Source organism: Duganella sp. CF458 (genome assembly GCF_900113115.1).
Lineage (GTDB): Bacteria > Pseudomonadota > Gammaproteobacteria > Burkholderiales > Burkholderiaceae_D > Rugamonas.
Map to the genome: position 1 here is coordinate 215,093 of NZ_FOOF01000005.1, position 16,904 is coordinate 231,996.

Sequence of the window (16,904 nt, forward strand, 5' to 3'; positions counted from 1 at the left end):
TGAGCGGTCGTGCCCAATGCGGAATCCGCATTTGCTTATGCTGGTTTCGCATATGGCGCGTCCATTCTCTTAAAAACTCAAAAGGAAGCAGAGAAATGACCATTCTGATTGAAACCACCCACATCCAGATCACCGACTCCACCGAGCCGGAATACCTGATGGACGACATGAGCGGCGCCCTGGCCGACGTGAGCGTCTCCTGCTGCACCTGCTCTTGCTCTTGCTGCTGCTAAACGGTTAAGTCCGGACACCGGCGTCGATGCCTCGTGCACCGTCGCCGGTGCCATGCCTTTTTTCTGAGATTGGTTAACAGAATGAGTGAGTCAGAATGAGTGAGTCCCTGTACATCTCGCCGCTGGCCGAAGTGACCACGCTGGGCGAAGACAAGATTGCCATTTCCGTTGTCGGGCGCCGTTTTACGGTGGAAGACCGGGTCGGCATCCTGAAAAGCATCCTGGCGGACGCCGCGCAAGGCGTCACGCTGAAACAACTGCTCGACGACCGCGCCGAGAGCTTCCCGCCCGAGGCGGTGGAAGCGGCGGTCAATGCCCTGGTCGAAGCGCGCGTGCTGCTGAAGCAGAACGGCCGCAGCGGCGGCGACGCCACTTTCCATCATTTGCAGCACCGCCGCGAGCAGGATGGCATGTCCGGCCCGGCCCAGCGCCCGCAATACGACAAGTCGAACTGGGTGCTGGCGCTGGCCGGCAGCGGTTCCTGCGCAGACGCGCTGGCTGCATCGCTGACCGAACTGGGTGTGCGGGTCGAGCGCGTGGTGCGCGACGGCCCCTTGCCGGACAAGGGCGAACGCCGCGCGCTGCTGCTGGTGGCGTCCGATTTCGACGATATCGCGCTGTTCCGCGCCATGAATGCCAAGGCGGTTGCCGCCGGCTGGCCGGCGCTGTTCGTCGGCATCGACTGGAACACCGTGCATTGCGGCCCGCTGGTGCTGCCGAAAGCCACCGGCTGCTACGAATGCTATTTCCACCGCGTGCGCTCGACCCGCAAGTTCGTGGCCGAATTCGATATGCGCAGCCAGTCCGAAAATATCCTGTACCACGCGCTGCCCAGCCGCCTGGCCGTGCAGTTCGGCGTGGCCGAAGCGTCGCGCGTGGCCTTGCAATTCCTGGCCGGCACGCTGGAAGGCTTGCAGCAAAGCGTGTTCAGCGAGATCGACAGCGCGAGCGGCGAAATTGTGCGGTCCCGCGTGCTGCGCCTGCCGCGTTGCCAGGTGTGCGGTACCGCCAGCACCGAGCGCCCGGTGGGCAGCGTGTTCCAGCAGGCGCTGTTGCGCCGTCGGGCCTGAGCCATGGAGCGCCTGTCCGACGCGGGCCAGCTGGCCCTGGTACACGACGCCCTGGTGCACCGGCGCCACGGCATCATCACCTCGCTGCTGGAGGAAACCGAACACCCCGATGCGCGCGGCCTGTTCGTCTTCAATGCCCTGATGGTGGACATCAAGAGCATGATGATCGACCCTGCGCGCGGCAAAGCCAATAACCCGAATACCGACCGCGCCAGCCTGGCCGGTTCCGGCGCGGCATTCGACCGCACGTCGGCCCTGTGGGCTGCCTTCGGCGAAGCGGTGGAACGCTATGCGGCGGCTGCGCATTTCGACGATCAGGTGATGTACGCCTCGCAGGATGAGTTGGGCGACGCGGCGGTTGGCCCGGGCCAGTTCGTGCTGTTCGCGCCCGGACAATACGGCGAGGGCTTTGAGTTCGCGGCCGACGACACCTCGGTGGTGCGCGCCTGGGCGCCGGCGGCCGACCTGATGGACCCCGCGCGCGAAACCTATGTGCCGGCGCAGATGGTCTACCTCGGCATGCAGGTCAAGGACAAGCGCGAGATCGTGATGCAGTCTTCCTCCACCGGCCTGGCGACGGGCATGGACGAGGGCAGGGCGCTGCTGAGCGGCCTGGCTGAAGTGATCGAGCGTGATGCCTTCGCCGCCATGTGGCAGATGAAGTATGCGCCGCGCAAGCTGGTGATTGCACCGTCCACCATGGAACGGCTGCTGCCAGGCGTGCGCCGCCAGCTGGCGCATCCCAGCCTGGACGTGCACCTGTGGGACATCACCACCGACGTCGGCATGCCGGTGGTGCTGTGCCTGGCGCGCAGCCGCAACGACGGCACCATGTCGCTCGGCGCCAGCGCCCATCTGGACGTGGCGACCGCCATCAACAAGGCCGTGGTGGAAGCCTTCCACGGGTATGTGTGGGGCAGCTCGATCCTGGCGGCCGGTGCGCCGCTGCCGGAGCAGAGCGCGATCCGCAATCCGGGCGACCATTTCGCCTTCTTCCTGGACCGTTCGCGCCAGGGCGCGATGGATTTCCTGTTCACCAACGCGGCCACGGTTTCCTCCGACGACGCTTCGCTGCGCCAGTTGTCCGGCATGGCCGACCTGCTGGCGCGCCTGAAAGTCATGGGCTTGCGCGCATTGGCGGTGGACGTGACGTCCGCCGACGTGGCCAGCCTGGGCTTCTGCGTGCTGCGCGCCTTCATTCCCGGCCTGCATCCGCTGCTGTTCGGCGACGGCCTGGTGAGCCGCGACGAGCGCCGCCTGCGCGCCATCGCCGCGCACTGGGGCTTGCCGGGCGTGCCTGAACCTAACCTCGAACCGCATCCGTTCCCATGACCAAGACACTTCAGGAATTGCTGCCGCCGCAGGCCATGGCGGGCCAGTTCGATATCGACGACCCGGCCGAGATCCTGCACGAGCAGACCAAGTTCCACCGCGCCACCTTGATGGGGCAGGTGAAGAACATCGTGCGCTTCCTGCGCCACCCGGCGTACATCGCGCGCGGTGCGGCCGGCTACAACGCCTATCCGTCCTGCCCGGCGATCGATTTGCCGGAGCCGGTGCTGGCGCTGGGCGAATTGGCGCAGGCGCTGGAGCAGCGCAAGAGTGCGCGCGCCTTTGCCGGCGCCATGACGCTGCAGGAGCTTTCCAGCCTGCTGCATCATTCGCTGCGCGTGCGCCGCATGGCGAAGAGCGATATCGCGCCGCACGTAAAGCTGGCTTTCCGAGCCTACCCGTCGCCGGGCGGCTTGTATCCGACCGAATTCTATTTCTTCCTCAATGAGGTGGAAGGTGTCGCGCCTTGCATCGCGCATTACGACGCCCGCAACCATTTGCTGCGGGTTTTGAAGCCGCAGCAGGACGACGCTTTCGGCAGCGCGGAAGTGAAATCGGGCGAGTCGGGCGTCAAGGCGCCGGTAGTCTGCGTGATGACCAGCGTGCCGCAGCGCGCCACCGCCAAATACGGTGCGCGCGGCTACCGCATGTCGCTGCTGGAGGCGGGCCACGCCTCGCAGAACCTGTGCCTGGCTGCGCAAGGCCTCGGGCTTGGCTCCCTGGTCTACGGCGCCTACTATGACGACGAACTTGCCGCCTTGCTCGATATCGACGGCGTGACTGAAACCGTGGCTTCCGTCATGCTGCTGGGCCGCGAAGCGCCGCCTGCACCTGCCGCCAGCGAGGACGAATGAACGACGCTCCCGGCTGGCAGGATAGCGAATTGTGGCTGCGCGATGCGGCCGGCGCCGTGCTGCGGCTGGCTGCGGCCGGCGACAGCGAAGGCGCGGAACAGGCGCTGGAGCGCCTGTTCGCGCTGCGTGGGCGCTTCCATGCCTACCCGGTCCTGCAGGACATGCTGGCCGGGCGGCGCGCGTGGCGCGCTTGCGGCAGCGTCCATGCGCTGGGCGATACCGAGCTGCCGCCTGCGCTGCTGCGCAATTTCGACGAGGCGGTCAGCGCCTGCGCTGCTTTCCTCGGCTTGCCGCCACCGTGCATCCTGCTGCAATGCGTGCCGTCCGAGCGCGACATGCACTTGACGATGGAGAGCTTGCCGGGCCTGGCGATGGTGCGCCTGTCCACCCAGTCGGACGGATATGCCGACGGCCTGCGCGCCGTGGTATTCCACGAAGTCGCGCATTGCTTCCTGACTTGTGGCGTGCGCCTGCTGGACGAGGGCCTGGCGCAATTGTTTGCCAACCGCTTCGGCGGGGCCACGCCATTGCCGCGGCGCCCGGAACTGTCGCCGCCGCTGCGGGCAATGCTGTCCCGCGACGGCAATGCCATGTTTGGCGCGTCCACCGGCGCCGGCGTCGATGCCTATCGCGCCGCATGCCGGCTTGGCGCCGACTTGTTGGAGTCGGTCGACGCGCGCGGCGGCCCCGCGGCCATCGTCGCGCTGTTCCGCGACGTCACGCGCGCCGCGACGGATGCCCGGATTGCCGAGCTGGCAGTGCAGGCCAGCGGCCTGCCGGTCGCCGCAGCGGGCCCGCAGGACGCGGGCCCCGGTGCTGGCGCAGGCAGCGGCTATGCCGCCTTGATCGAACAATCGCAGCAAGCCATCTTTGCCGCCTGGAGCAGCAAGCGCGCCGAGGAGCTGTCCGATAGCATCGCGCTGCTCGAAGCGGAACCGGTGTTCACCCAGCCCACCTTGCTGGACGCCTTGCTCGGCGCCCGCCTGAACCAGGCGCTGCTCCACGTCCATGGCGGGGCCAAGCTGGCGCCCGAAGAGGAGGCTGCCATTGACGCCCTGCTTAAGGCCACGGACATCCTGCCCGCCGGCCGCCAATGGCTGTGGCGTGGCGTGCGCGCCATCCTCGCCATCCTGCTGGCCCAGCCCAATATCATCAAGGTCGCGACGGCGGGGCAGAACGCCTTGCACGCCTTCGGCAAGGCGCAGGAATTGATTGCCGGCGACCCGGACCTGCTGATTCACCATGCCTCGCTGCTGCTGCACGCCCCGCCCAATTACGGCGGTGACCGCGACCGGGGCGCAGGCATGCTGCGCGAAGCGATGCAGCACCCGCTGTACCGCGCCCACGCGCGCGAAATGCTGCTCGAGAACGACATCGATCCCGGCGACGAAGTGGTGGCCATTGCACCATCCGCACCCGAGCCGGCAGCGCTGCCGGCACAGCAGGCCGCCCTCGCTCTTGAAGCGCGCGGCATCGAGCTGCGCCTGCCATCCGGCTTCACGCTGGCACCGGGCGACCTGGTGCTGTACCAGGGCGAGCGCGTCGCCGTGGTCGGCCCCAATGGCAGCGGCAAGACCATCCTGCTGGAGGCTTTGCTTGGCCTGCGCGCACCCGACAGCGGCAAGATCCGGCTGGCGATCGGCGACCCGCGCAACGCCAAGGTGAGGCAACAACTGGGCGGCCTGCTGCAAAGCGCCGATCTGCCGGGCCAGATGCGCGTCGGCGAAATCATGACGATGCACGAAACGATCTACGCCCGCACCGAGCCGGCGGTGACGCGCGCCCTCGGCATGGAAGAACTGCGCAGCAAACTCTGGCAGCAGCTCTCGCGCGGCCAGAAGCAGCGCGTCATGCTCTGGCTCGCGCTGTCCCACGTGCCCGCGCTGGCGCTGCTCGACGAACCCTCGCTCGGCCTCGACGAATGGCACGCCCGCGCGCTGCGCGAACTGTTGGCCGGCATGCCGACCACCGTGCTGCAGATCTCCCACATCCCGGCCGACCTGCTCGGCATGGACCGCATCCTCTGCATGGAAAAGGGCAGGCTGGTCGACAGCGGCACCCTCGATGAACTGCTGGCGCGCCGTGTCGGCCGCTTCAAGGCCCGGATCGGCCAGGTCCTGGGAGGCGAGGCGGCACAAGCCATGCATGCGCTGCCGGCACTATTGCGTGCCGAAGCAACGCAAGAGGGCTGGCAGCTTCGGGGCGAACCAGGCTTCGATGCCGGTTTCCGGCGCTTCATCGAGCAGCACGGCATCGCCAACTTCAGCCTGGAAGCGTCGAGCATCGAAGACTTCCTGGCCGACCTCACCAAAGGTGACAACGCATGAAGAACCTGCTGCACCTGGTGCGCGCCGACCTGGCGCTGTTCCTGCGCGGCCGCCTGGCCCTGTTCTGGACCTTTGCCTTCCCGCTGCTGATGCTGATGATGCAGATGGCCCTGTTCGGGCAGGAAGCGAAGCTCGGTCCGGTGACGCTGGTGCTGCATGATATGGACCGCAGCACGGAAAGCGCGAGCTATGCCGGCGAACTGGCGCGCGGCCTGCGCCTGCAACATAGCGTCGAATTCCGCGTGGTCGCGCCGGCGCTGGGCGTAAAGCCGGACCTGGAGCTCACCATCCCCGCCGGCTTCGCCGAAGCCGTGCGGGCGGGCCGCAGCACCGAAATGAAGCTGGCCACCACGCTGACCGCCGGCCCCACGCTGGAAGCCAGCTATGGCATGCTGCGCGGCTTCAGCGACGCATACAACCTGGCGGGCCTGCAGGACTCACCACGCGTGGTACTGCCCGCGCCGCCGGCGCCGGCTGCAGGCGCGCTCGATTACCGCCTGTTCCTGGTCAGCGGCCTGGCCGGCCTGGTCATCCTGTCCACCAGCCTGATGGGCTTCGCCGGCCCGCTGGTCGCCGCAAGGGAAGGCGGCATGTTCCGCCTGTACCAGCTGTTCCCGATGCCGACCGGCGCGGTGGTGCTGGCCTGGTGCCTGTCGCGCCTCGTCATCATCGTGCTGGCCAGCACTGTCATGTTTATCGCCGCCTGGGCCGTGTATGGCGTGAAGCTGAGCGCCGGCCCGGGCGGCATGGCAGCCGCTGGCGGCATGCTGGCCCTGGGCTGCGCCGCCTTTCTGGCGCTCGGACTGTTGCTGGCCGCCGTCAGCCGCAGCGTGGCCGCTGTCACCATGATCAGCAATCTGCTGTATTTCCCGTTGCTGTTTTCGGGTAACCTCATGATCCCATTGGGCGGCTTGCCGCCATTCCTGCGCGACGCGCTCGAATACCTGCCCCTTAACGCTATGATGGCCAGCATTCGCCATGCCTTGACCGGCAGCATGAGCTGGAAGGGCGAGGCCTACAGCATTGCCGTATTGGCCGCAATGATGTGCGCCTGTTTGTTGCTGGCGGTGCCGCGCTTTGGCTGGACGCCGCGCGACCTGCACTAGAAGGAGTCCCGGATTGAAGAAGACGAATATCCTGATGATCGCCGCCGCACTGGCCCTGGCCGGCGGCGCGGCTGCTTATGCTATCGGTGCGCGCCAGCCGGCGTCGGCCGGCACGGCAACCGTGAACGTCACCTTGGGCGGCGTCGCCGGGCAGAAGGGCGCGCTGATGGGAGCGATCTGCAACAAGAACTCCTTCCTGAAGGCCTGCCAGTATTTCGCGGTGCAGCCAGCCGTCGCGGGCAACGTGCTGACGTTTCCAGGCGTGACGCCGGGCAGCTACGCGGTCATGGTCTACCACGACGAAAACCTGAACGGAAGGCTGGATAAGTCAGCCAACGGCATGCCGCAGGAAGGCTGGGGTTTTTCCCGCAACGCGCGCGGCCATTATGGCCCGCCAATCTTTGACGATGCGCGCATCGACATCAAGGCCGGCGCCAACGACATTGCACTGGACATGGTGTACTGATGGCGGCCATCGTCGACGTGCGGCAGGTCAGCAAGCATTACCGTCGCGGCGAGGAACGAATTGCCGCGCTGGATAGCGTTTCCTTCCAGGTGGCGCGGCCGTCGGTGGTGGCGATAGCCGGACCCTCGGGCAGCGGCAAGAGCACCTTGCTTGGCATGCTGGCGCGTTTCGAACAGCCGGACAGCGGCAGCATCCACCTCGACGGCGCGGCATTGGACGCTTTGCCCGAGCATGAGCTGGATGCTTTCCGCAACCGCAAGCTCGGTTTCGTGTTCCAGAACTTCAACCTGGTCGGCACCCTGACCGCGCAGGAAAACGTCGAACTTGCGCTGGCCACCTGCGCCTTGCCAAAGCGTGAGCGGCGCAAGGCGGCAAGCGAGACCCTGGCCCTGGTCGGTATGGAGCACCGCCTCGACCACACTCCGGCGCAATTGTCCGGCGGCCAGCAGCAGCGCGTTGCGATTGCGCGTGCCCTGGTGAACCGCCCCAAGCTGGTGATTGCCGACGAACCCACCGGGAACCTGGACAGCAAGACCGCGCAGCAGATGCTGGAACTGGTCGACCGCCTGCATCGCGATCTCGGCACCACCTTCATCATCGCCACCCACGACCAGCGCGTGATGGACATGGCGGGCCAGGTGCTGCGCCTGGAAGACGGCAAGGTGGCCGCATGATGCAATGGCTGGTGCTGGCCCACCGCAATGTGCTGCGCAACGGCCGCCGCTCGCTGCTGCTGGGCGGCACCATCGCCATCGGTACCCTGGCCTTGCTGCTGTTTGCCGCCTATATCGCGGCCTCGCTGGACGGCCTGCGGGAGAGCACCATTCGCGGCGGCCTGGGACATGCGCAAATTGCAGCCGTGCCGCCGGCGGACGGTTACGCCGAGCAGCAGCTCCAGTACGGCCTGGACGCCGCCGACCGTGCCCGCATCGAAGCGATGCTGGCGCCGATGGACGGCGTGCGCCGCGTCGTACCGCGTCTGCAATTCAGCGGACTGGTTTCCAACGGCCCGCGCACCTTGAATTTCGAAGCGCAGGGCGTGGACCCGCTGCGCGAACGCCAAGCATATGGCGCTTTCCAGGTACTGGCGCAGGGCGCAGCAATACGGGCCGGCGAGGAAGGGCGCTACCAGGTCCTGATCGGCAAGGAGATGGCGCGCCGCCTCGGCGTGCATCCCGGCCAGTCGCTCACGCTGATGACCACGACAGTGCAGGGCAGCGTGAATGCCATGGACGTGGACGTGGTGGGGATCATTGCCACCGGCATACCCGAACGCGACCTGTACACGCTGCAGATCCCGATCGAAACCGCGCAGGAGCTGCTGCGCACGAAAAAGATATCCCACCTGTCCGTGCTTTACCAGGACACGGCAAATGCCGACGCACTGTCGGCCGCCATCGCGCAGGCGCTCTCCGGCAAAGTGCGCCTGCAGCGCTGGCAGGACCTTGCGCCGCTTTACCCGCAAGTGATGGCGCTGTTCCGCAACCAGTTCATCGTCTTCGGCGCCATCATCGGCCTGATCGTCTTCCTTGGCGTGGCAGCGATGACACTGGCCACCATTTACGAACGCGGCAAGGAAATCGGCACCCTGCGCGCGATGGGCATCCCGCAAGCGATGGTGCGGCGCCTGTTCATGTTCGAAGGCCTGCTGCAAGGCGCGTTCGGCGCGCTGGCCGGCGGCACTGCGGCATGGCTCGCCACGCTGGCGATCAACGCCGCCGGTATCGAACTGGCGCCGCCGCCCGGGCGCAACGTCGGCGTGCCGCTGCACCTCTTGTGGCTCTACCAGCCAAGCCTGGCGATCGTGGCCGCGCTGCCGCTGCTGGCCATGGCGGCCGCCTGGCTGACCAGTCGCCGCATCGGCCGCATGCCGGTGAAGGCCATCCTGACATCCAACTAGACCATGCTGAAACGATTCCTGATCCTGATGATGGCCGCCGGCGCGGCGCAAGCGTCGGCCCCGAGTGCGACCGAAATCCTGCAGCAAGTGGACCAGTACCGCATGCCGGTCAACAGCTTTGAAGCGAACGTGCGGATCGAGGCCGGCAACGGCCAGGACCCCGGCACGTACGTGATCCGCGGCGCCAACTACAACCAGGTGCTGGTGGAGGCGACCAGCGTCGACCAGCGCGGGCAGAAATTCCTGACCACGGACAGCGGCCTGTTTTTCTACGCCCCGCGCACCCGGCGCGCCATCCGCCTGACGCCTTTGCAAACCCTGCTGGGCAAGGCCAACATCGGCGACCTGTCGCGCATCCGCTTCAGCCACGATTACGATGCGGCCGTGCTGGAAGGGGAGACCGACGGCTGCCCGGCCAAGTTCTGCGTCGCGCTCGAACTGCGCAGCCGCAACGAAGCCGCCACCTACTCGAAGATCACGCTGCTGGCGGCGCGCCAGGAGGGACGGTATGTGCCGCTTAAAGCGATGCTGTACGTCGCCAGCGGCAAGCTGCTGAAGATCGCCACCTTCGACGCGGCAAAAGGCGGCTTGCCGCCGACCACCCGTTATGCCGACCCGCAGCAACCAGGCGAAGAAACGCGGGTCGTGTTCGAAAAGGTGAGGGCGACTGAATTCCCTGCCAATATGTTCAACCCGCGCACGCTGGAGCAATGAAGGGCCTGCAATGCCTGCCGCTGGCGGCAGCCGTCGCCGCGGCCACGCCGGGTGATGCGCTGGCGGGCGAAGACTGGGCCGGCGGCTTCGTGCTGGGCGCGCAGGAGCGCACCGTCCTGCAGGATACGCCGCTGAACCGCGACAATTTCCTCGGCATCGCAGGCAGCGGCACCCGTGCCGTGGCGCTGTTCGAAGGGCTGCAGCAGGACTTCACCTGGCGCGTGCGCACCGAGGCGCTGGATACGGACCGCGACGGCACGCGCGGCAAAGCCGTGCTGCAAGAGCTGAACCGCGTGTTCGACCTCGGCGCAGGCGCATCGCTCTCGCTTGGCAAGCGCTTGTACGCACTGGACCCTTCATACATCAACCAGCCGCTTGGCTTCCTGCAAAAACGCACAGACCTGAGCGACCCGCTGGACACGCTGGGCAACTCGGAAGGCATCCCGATGGCCGTGCTTTCATGGAGCGGCGCACGCGCCAGCGTCGCAGCCTTGCACGCAAGGCAGGCTCGCGGCCGCGTGCAATCGATCCTCAAATTCGGCTACGAATTCGACGCCGTCAGCGCAGGCATGGTGCTGCGCCGGGCACACGGCGAACACGCCGGCATCGGCGCCACCATCAGCGCAGCGCCGGCCGACGCCCTGTCCTGGTACGCCTCCGCCTATCGCGCAGGCGGCGCGGAACGCTACACCCGCGCCACCGCAGGCATCGTGTTGACACCCCCTTCGCTACCCAAGCTGCAACTGGAATACGCCTACAACGGCCAAGGCATGGCGGACCAGGAATACGACACGCTGCGACAGCAGGCGCAATCGAACCTGCCGCCGCACGTACTGGCAACGCTGGCCAGCCGCCTGCCCAACCTGGGCGCCAGGCAGCACTACGCCAGCCTCACGGTGTCGAAGGCAGCCGGCGCCTGGGACGTTGGCGCGGGAGTGTACCTGGGATTGGACGACAGCAGCCGGGTGTGGCACGGCCAGGCCGACTACGCATTCAGCGCACGCACGCACCTGATGTTCTCGGCGATGCGCCAACAAGGAAAGAACGGCAGCGAAAGAGCCCTCTCGCCGGTCAAGGAAACGCTGGCCCTACGCCTGCGCCATGCGTTTTAGAAGTCGGGGTCAGCTCTGGCAATCCGCCATTAAGCGCACGAATGTGCGCTTAATGGCGGATTGCCAGAGCTGACCCCGACTTTCATCATGGCTGGAAGCCGTCGGCGGTGATTTCCAGCTTAGTGACTTCGCCGTACTTGGTGGCGATCTTGCCGATGTCGGCCGCCTTGCCCACCAGTACCATCTGCAGGTTCTTGCGCGGGAAGTGCTTCGCCACCAGCTGCTTGGCGCGCTCCGGCGTCAGGCTGTCGACGTCTTTCATGAAGTTGTCGATCTGGCTGCGACTGATGTCGTTGGCGTACATGTCGCCCAGCAGGGAGGCCAGCTGCTCGCTGGTTTCGTAGCGCGGCGGGAATTGGCCTTTGACGTAGGCTTTGGCCGAATCGAGCGTCGCCTTGTCGATGCCTTTGCTCCACAGCCGGTCGTAGGTCTTCAGCGCCAGGTCCAGCGCGGCTTCCGTCTTCGGCAGCGCGGTGAAGCTGGAAATCGAGAACGTGCCGGTCTGCGACAGCGCGTTGAAGCCGGAATTGGCGCCATAGGTCAGGCCCGAATTCACGCGCAGTTCGTCGTTCAGCCATGAGGTGAAGCGCCCGCCCAGCACTGTGTTCAGCACTTGCAGCGGCACGTAGTCCGGATCGTTGCGCGCAATGCCGGGACCGCCGATCAGGAAGGTGGTTTCGATCGCGTCGGATTTGTTCACCACCCAGACGCGTGCCTTGTCGGCCTGCACCTGGCCGTAGTTGGCGCGTTGCGGGGCGGGGCCTTCAGCTTTCCACTGGCCGAACAGGGCTTCCACTTTCTTGCGCATGTCGGCCGGGTCGAAATCGCCGACCACCACCAGGGCTGCGTTGTCCGGGCGGAAGTAGCGTTTGTGGAAGGCCTTGACATCGTCCTGCTTCAACGCCGTCAGGCTGTTGACGGTGCCGGAAGACGGATTGGCGTAGGCCGCATTGCCGAACAGCATGGCGCGGTAATAATTGCCGACCACCAGGCGCGGGCTTTCCTTGGCTTGCTTCAGGCCGTCGACCTTGCGTCCGCGCAGCTTGTCCAGTTCGATTGCATCGAAGCTTGGCGACTGCACCAGTTCCGCGAACAGCGGCAGCAGGGTGTCGGCATCCTTGCGGGCGAAATTGGCGGCGACGGTGGATTGTTCGACGCTGCCGCCGCCGGCCAGCACGGCGCCGCGGAAGTCGAAGGCCTGGTCGATTTCGGCCTTGCTATACCGGGCGGAACCGAGCAGCACGCCGTCGCCGGTCAGGTTGGCCAGGCCTGCCTGCTTGCCGTCGTTGACGGCGCCGGCCTTGATCACGGCGCGCACCGCAACCAGCGGTACGTCGTGGCGCTCCATCATGTACACGATCAGGCCGTTCGGCAGCTTGGCGGTCTCGAAGGCCGGCAGCTTGAATTCGGCAGCTTGCGCGGAGGCTGCGACTGCGCCGGTGAGCGCTACGGAAATCAGTTTCTTCATCAATCAATTCTCCTTCGCGTCCAGCACCCCGATGGTGCGCTGCGATTTCTTCAGGTACTTGGCGGCGACGGCCTGGATGTCGGCCACCGTCAGCTTTTCGTAGGCGGCTGGAGCGTCGAAGGCCTTCTTGTAGTCGCCGTTGAAGACTTCATAGTTACCCAGCATCTGCGCCTTGCCGTTGATGGTTTCCTGCAGGCGGTAGATGTCCAGCAGCTTGGTGTTCTTCACCTTCAGCAATTCGTCCTGGTTCACGCCTTCCTTCACAACCTTGTCGACGGCTTCCAGCAAGGCTTTCTCGATCTTGGCCGGTTCCACGCCGGCGGCTGCCACGGTCATGATGTACAGCAGTCCCGGGTCGAAACCGTCGCCGGCGGCGGCGTTGACGCTGGTTGCCAGCTGGGTCTCCACCAGCGCCTTGTACAGGCGCGATGTCTTGCCGTCGGTGAGGATGGATTGCAGCACGCTGAGCGCGTAGGTATCGGCGGAGGCGCGCTCCGGCACCTTGTATGCCACGATCAGGTTGGCGGAAGTGGCGGACGGCTTGGCCACGAATACGCGGCGTTCGCCTTTCTGTTCCGGCTCCACGGTGCGCACGGCCGGCGGCGCTGCGCGTTTGGGAATGCTGCCCATGTATTTGGTGGCCAGCTTCTTCACCTCTTCGACCTTGACGTCGCCGACGATCACGGACACGGCGTTGTTCGGGGCATAGTAGGTGCGGAAGTAGTTCTCCAGGTCTTTCTGGGTCCAGGCCTTGATGTCCGATTCCCAGCCGATGGTCGGAATCGCATAGGGGTGGGCCACGAAGGCGACGCTGTCCAGGTCCTGCATCAGCATCTGCGCGTTGGAGTTTTCCAGTCCGGTGCTGCGTTCGGACAGCACCACGCCGCGCTCGCTGTCGACCATCTTCGGATCGATCGACAGGTGGCCGATGCGGTCGCCTTCCAGCTTGAAGATGGTTTCCAGCGACGAGGCAGGGAACCAGTCCTGGTACACCGTGACGTCGCTACTGGTGTAGGCGTTGTTGGAGCCGCCATTGGCTTCCATGGTGCGGTCGAACATCTTCGGCCCGTAGTTCTTCGAGCCGTTGAACATCATGTGCTCGAAGAAGTGCGACAGGCCGCTGGTGCCCGGGGCTTCGTTGCGCGAACCGACCTTGAAGAAGGTATACATGGTCGCGTTCGGGATGCTGCTACTTTCCAGCACGATGAACTTCATGCCGTTATTGAGTGTAAAGGTCTTGACCTGGTCGGCCGTCAGTGCGGCCTGGGCATACGAAGCGGCGGCATAGGCCAGCATCGTTGCCAGGATTTTCAACTTCATCGGGTTTCCTTTCCATGAAAGAAGTTGCCGGAAAGAATACTAGATCCATAGCGAAAATGCTAATTTATTAGTTGGGGCTAGAATGGGCCAGGAGCCGAGATCCTGATGAATTCGCCGAACACCCTGAAGGCCGAGCTAGGCATGGCCAGCGTGAAGTTCCCCCTGGTGGGGATCGGCGCGTCGGCCGGTGGGCTGGCGGCGCTGGAGCGCCTGTTGCCGGGCCTGCCGGCGCAACCTGGTTTCTCCATCGTGGTCATCATGCACCTGTTGCCGGACCATCCCAGCCAGTGTGCCGAAATGTTGCAGCGCTTTAGCAAGATGCCGGTGTCGCAGGTGACCCAGCACCCGACCGAGGTGCTGGTCAACCATATCTACGTGATTGCCCCCGGCACCCTGCTCAAGATGGAGGACCGCTACCTTTTCATTGAAGAGGCGCATGCCGGCCATACCACCCTCGGCGCTATCGATTACTTCTTCCACTCGTTGGCGCTGTCGCACCGCCAACTGGCCTTCGGTGTGCTGCTGTCGGGCATGGGGCATGATGGCTGCGGCGGCCTGGCTGCCTTGCGCGAGCAGGGCGGTACCGCCATCGTCCAGTTGCCGCAGGACGCGCAATTTGCCACTTTGCCAGAGGCGGCCGTCAAAGGCGGCCAGGCCGACATCATCCTGCCGGCCCATGAGATCGCGGCACGCCTGGTGATGCTGTGTTCGGGATCGCCCGCCGGCGCCCTGGTGGGCGATGGCACCGAGGCGGAAAGCGAGGCGCAGGCCCTGCCGGACGTGCTGGCCATGGTGCATGAGCATACCGGGCACGATTTCAGCCACTACAAGCGGCCGACCATCTTGCGCCGCCTGGAGCGCCGCTTGCACCTGCACGGGGTGCACAATGTGGCGGCATACCGCACGCTGATGGCGAACGATGGCGAGGAAGCGGGCAAGCTGATGAAGGACCTGCTGATCGGCGTGACCGGCTTCTTCCGCGACCGCCTGGCGTTCGAGCAGTTGCGCGAGACGCTGCAACCGGCCATGAGGGAAGCGTGCGCCAAAGGCGAATTCCGGGCCTGGGTGGCAGCCTGTTCGACCGGCCAGGAAGCCTATTCGCTGGCGATGCTGCTGGCCGATGCGGCGCGCGGCATGAGCGACCCGCCGCGCATCCATATTTTCGCTTCCGACATCGACGAGCAGGCACTGGGCGTGGCGCGCGCCGGCCTGTATCCCGCTTCAATACAGGACGAAGTGCCGCAGGACAGCCTGGAGCGCTATTTTGCACGCTCCGGCAAACAATACCGGGTGCGCCAGGCGCTGCGCGAGCTGATCACTTTTGCCAGCCATAACCTGCTGCGCGACCCACCGTTTTCCAGCCTGGACTTGGTGAGCTGCCGCAACTTGATGATCTACCTTGACCGGGCAATGCAAAGGCATGTGCTGCATCGCTTCCACTTCAGCCTGGACCGGGGCGGGCTACTGTTCCTCGGTAATGCGGAGACCGCAGCCAGCGTGCCCGAACTGTTTTCCCAGCTTGACCGCACGCACCGCATCTTCCTGGCCCGGGTGATCAAAGGGCGCCAGCCCGACATGGAGCCGGACGGCGCCGGGCAGCCATCGCCGCACTTTCAGCGGCGCGCCAGCTTTGGCCACGTGCCGGCGGGCGCCGGGGCCGCACAGCCACGGCATCTGTCGCTGGACGAGTTGCGCGACCGACTCGCCATTGCGGAGAGCGGTTGTGAAGCACTGCAATCGCATAACGAGGAGCTGTCCACCGTCAATGCCGAGCTCAAGGCGCGGCTTGACGATACCGGACGGGCCAACGACGACCTGGCCAACCTGATCGCTTCGGTCGACCTGGCCACCATCTTTGTCGGGCCCGGCTTGACGGTCAAGCGCTTCACCCCGCGCGCCGCCGGCATCTTCAACCTCATTCCACGCGACGTCGGCCGCAGCCTGCTGGATATCACGCACCGGCTGGATTACCCCCAGCTCAAGGACGACGTGGCCGCCACCTTCGACAGCCTGCAGCCGCTCGAGCGCGAAGTGGCGGCCAGCGATGGCCGCCACTACATCGTGCGGGTGCGCCCTTACCGCACCGGCGAGGACGTGATCGCAGGGGCGGTGTTGACCTTCTTCGACATCAGCCAGCGCCGCGCCGTTGAGGACGAGAAGCGCGCCATGGCCGGCGACCAGGAATTCCTGCTGGACCTGGGCGACTGCCTGCGGCCGCTGGCGGACCCGATGCAGGTGCTGCTGCTTGGCTGCCGCATGGCGGGCGAGCGGCTGGCGGTTCCTCAGCTGGCTTTTGCCAGGATCCAGGCTGGCCGCTATGCCGTGCTGCCGGGGCATGCGGCGGGCGTGCCGGCATTGCACGGCGAGGGCGAGGTGGAGACGCTGGGTGCGCAGGCATTGGCCTGCTGGCGTGCCGGCGAAGCCGCGGTGGAAGCGGACCTGGCGCGTGCCGCCGGCACTGGCCGGCTGGCCGAACTTGCCGGTGGCCGCGGCACGCTGCTCGGGGCGGTCTGCCGCAAGGGGGAGCAGTGGCTGGGCTTCTTCCTGGCCTGCCAGGCGGCCGCGCGCAACTGGAGCGCGACTGAAATCGCTTTGTTCGCCGAGGCCGTGGCCCGTATCGGCGTGGAATTCGAGCGGGCCCGCTCCCAGGCGGCCTTGCGTGCCAGCGAAGGCCGCCTGCGCGAACTGCTGCGCGGCATCGCCAAAGTGTCCTGGGAGGCCGATGCCGGCGGCGAGGGCGCCAAAGCCTGGCTGGACGCCATCCATCCCGATGACCGCGCCCGCGCCCAGGCCATGTGGCGCGAAGCGGTGCGCAGTTGCGGCAGCCGCGATGCCGACGTGCGGGTGGAAGATCGCGGCGGCGGCTGGAGCCGCGCCAGCGTGCTGGCCACGCCCCTGCTGGACGAGCAGGGCAATGTGCGCAAATGGAGCGGCTGCATCATCGATGTTGATGAGCGCGTTGCCGCGCCATCGGGTAGCATATAGCCATCTATAACTACCTT

The 16,904-nt window shown here is 66.0% G+C and carries 14 protein-coding genes; 12 read left to right on the top strand and 2 right to left on the bottom strand.

What is annotated here, in order from left to right:
- The first annotated feature begins 95 nt into the window (after positions 1 to 95).
- The 11 genes from BM269_RS29400 to BM269_RS09815 all read left to right on the top strand — a co-directional run bounded on the left by BM269_RS29400 (position 96) and on the right by BM269_RS09815 (position 11,114).
- Entirely contained in the window at positions 96 to 233 is a 138-nt protein-coding gene (locus tag BM269_RS29400; RefSeq protein WP_154668206.1) for a hypothetical protein, read from the top strand.
- A gap of 95 nt (positions 234 to 328) precedes the next feature.
- Complete coding sequence (locus tag BM269_RS09770; protein WP_090436829.1) at positions 329 to 1,303, top strand: TOMM precursor leader peptide-binding protein; 975 nt, start codon at positions 329 to 331, stop codon at positions 1,301 to 1,303.
- Between the two features lie 3 nt (positions 1,304 to 1,306).
- Positions 1,307 to 2,635, top strand: coding sequence for a YcaO-like family protein (locus BM269_RS09775; protein WP_090436830.1), 1,329 nt, complete (start codon positions 1,307 to 1,309; stop codon positions 2,633 to 2,635).
- Entirely contained in the window at positions 2,632 to 3,489 is an 858-nt protein-coding gene (locus BM269_RS09780) for a SagB/ThcOx family dehydrogenase (RefSeq protein WP_090436831.1), read from the top strand. Before BM269_RS09775 ends, BM269_RS09780 begins: the two co-directional genes overlap by 4 nt.
- Positions 3,486 to 5,816 (top strand): ATP-binding cassette domain-containing protein, encoded by a 2,331-nt coding sequence (locus tag BM269_RS09785; protein WP_090436832.1) that lies wholly within the window; start codon positions 3,486 to 3,488, stop codon positions 5,814 to 5,816. Before BM269_RS09780 ends, BM269_RS09785 begins: the two co-directional genes overlap by 4 nt.
- Positions 5,813 to 6,922 carry an ABC transporter permease gene (locus tag BM269_RS09790; RefSeq protein WP_090436833.1) on the top strand — a complete coding sequence of 370 codons (1,110 nt, stop codon included), beginning with the start codon at positions 5,813 to 5,815 and terminating at the stop codon, positions 6,920 to 6,922. The genes BM269_RS09785 and BM269_RS09790 overlap by 4 nt, the downstream gene beginning before the upstream one ends.
- Positions 6,923 to 6,935: 13 nt before the next feature.
- The gene (locus BM269_RS09795) at positions 6,936 to 7,388 is read left to right on the top strand and encodes a DUF2141 domain-containing protein (protein ID WP_090436834.1); all 453 of its coding nucleotides are present in this window, start codon (positions 6,936 to 6,938) and stop codon (positions 7,386 to 7,388) included.
- On the top strand, positions 7,388 to 8,062 hold the full coding sequence (locus BM269_RS09800) for an ABC transporter ATP-binding protein (protein ID WP_170860334.1): 675 nt from the start codon (positions 7,388 to 7,390) through the stop codon (positions 8,060 to 8,062). The genes BM269_RS09795 and BM269_RS09800 overlap by 1 nt, the downstream gene beginning before the upstream one ends.
- Positions 8,059 to 9,288, top strand: coding sequence for an ABC transporter permease (locus BM269_RS09805; protein ID WP_090436835.1), 1,230 nt, complete (start codon positions 8,059 to 8,061; stop codon positions 9,286 to 9,288). The genes BM269_RS09800 and BM269_RS09805 overlap by 4 nt, the downstream gene beginning before the upstream one ends.
- A 3-nt stretch (positions 9,289 to 9,291) precedes the next feature.
- Positions 9,292 to 10,002, top strand: coding sequence for an outer membrane lipoprotein-sorting protein (locus BM269_RS09810; RefSeq protein WP_090436836.1), 711 nt, complete (start codon positions 9,292 to 9,294; stop codon positions 10,000 to 10,002).
- Positions 9,999 to 11,114, top strand: coding sequence for a hypothetical protein (locus BM269_RS09815; protein ID WP_090436837.1), 1,116 nt, complete (start codon positions 9,999 to 10,001; stop codon positions 11,112 to 11,114). The genes BM269_RS09810 and BM269_RS09815 overlap by 4 nt, the downstream gene beginning before the upstream one ends.
- 85 nt (positions 11,115 to 11,199) lie before the next feature.
- On the opposite strand, the gene BM269_RS09820 is transcribed toward BM269_RS09815, so the two are convergent.
- Positions 11,200 to 12,582: a M16 family metallopeptidase gene (locus tag BM269_RS09820; RefSeq protein WP_090436954.1), complete on the bottom strand. Its 1,383-nt coding sequence runs from the start codon at positions 12,580 to 12,582 to the stop codon at positions 11,200 to 11,202.
- Between the two features lie 3 nt (positions 12,583 to 12,585).
- Positions 12,586 to 13,902 carry a M16 family metallopeptidase gene (locus BM269_RS09825; RefSeq protein ID WP_090436838.1) on the bottom strand — a complete coding sequence of 439 codons (1,317 nt, stop codon included), beginning with the start codon at positions 13,900 to 13,902 and terminating at the stop codon, positions 12,586 to 12,588.
- A gap of 105 nt (positions 13,903 to 14,007) precedes the next feature.
- Here BM269_RS09825 and BM269_RS09830 point away from each other — a divergent pair, with 105 nt between their 5' ends.
- Entirely contained in the window at positions 14,008 to 16,887 is a 2,880-nt protein-coding gene (locus tag BM269_RS09830) for a CheR family methyltransferase (protein WP_090436839.1), read from the top strand.
- Positions 16,888 to 16,904 lie beyond the last annotated feature (17 nt).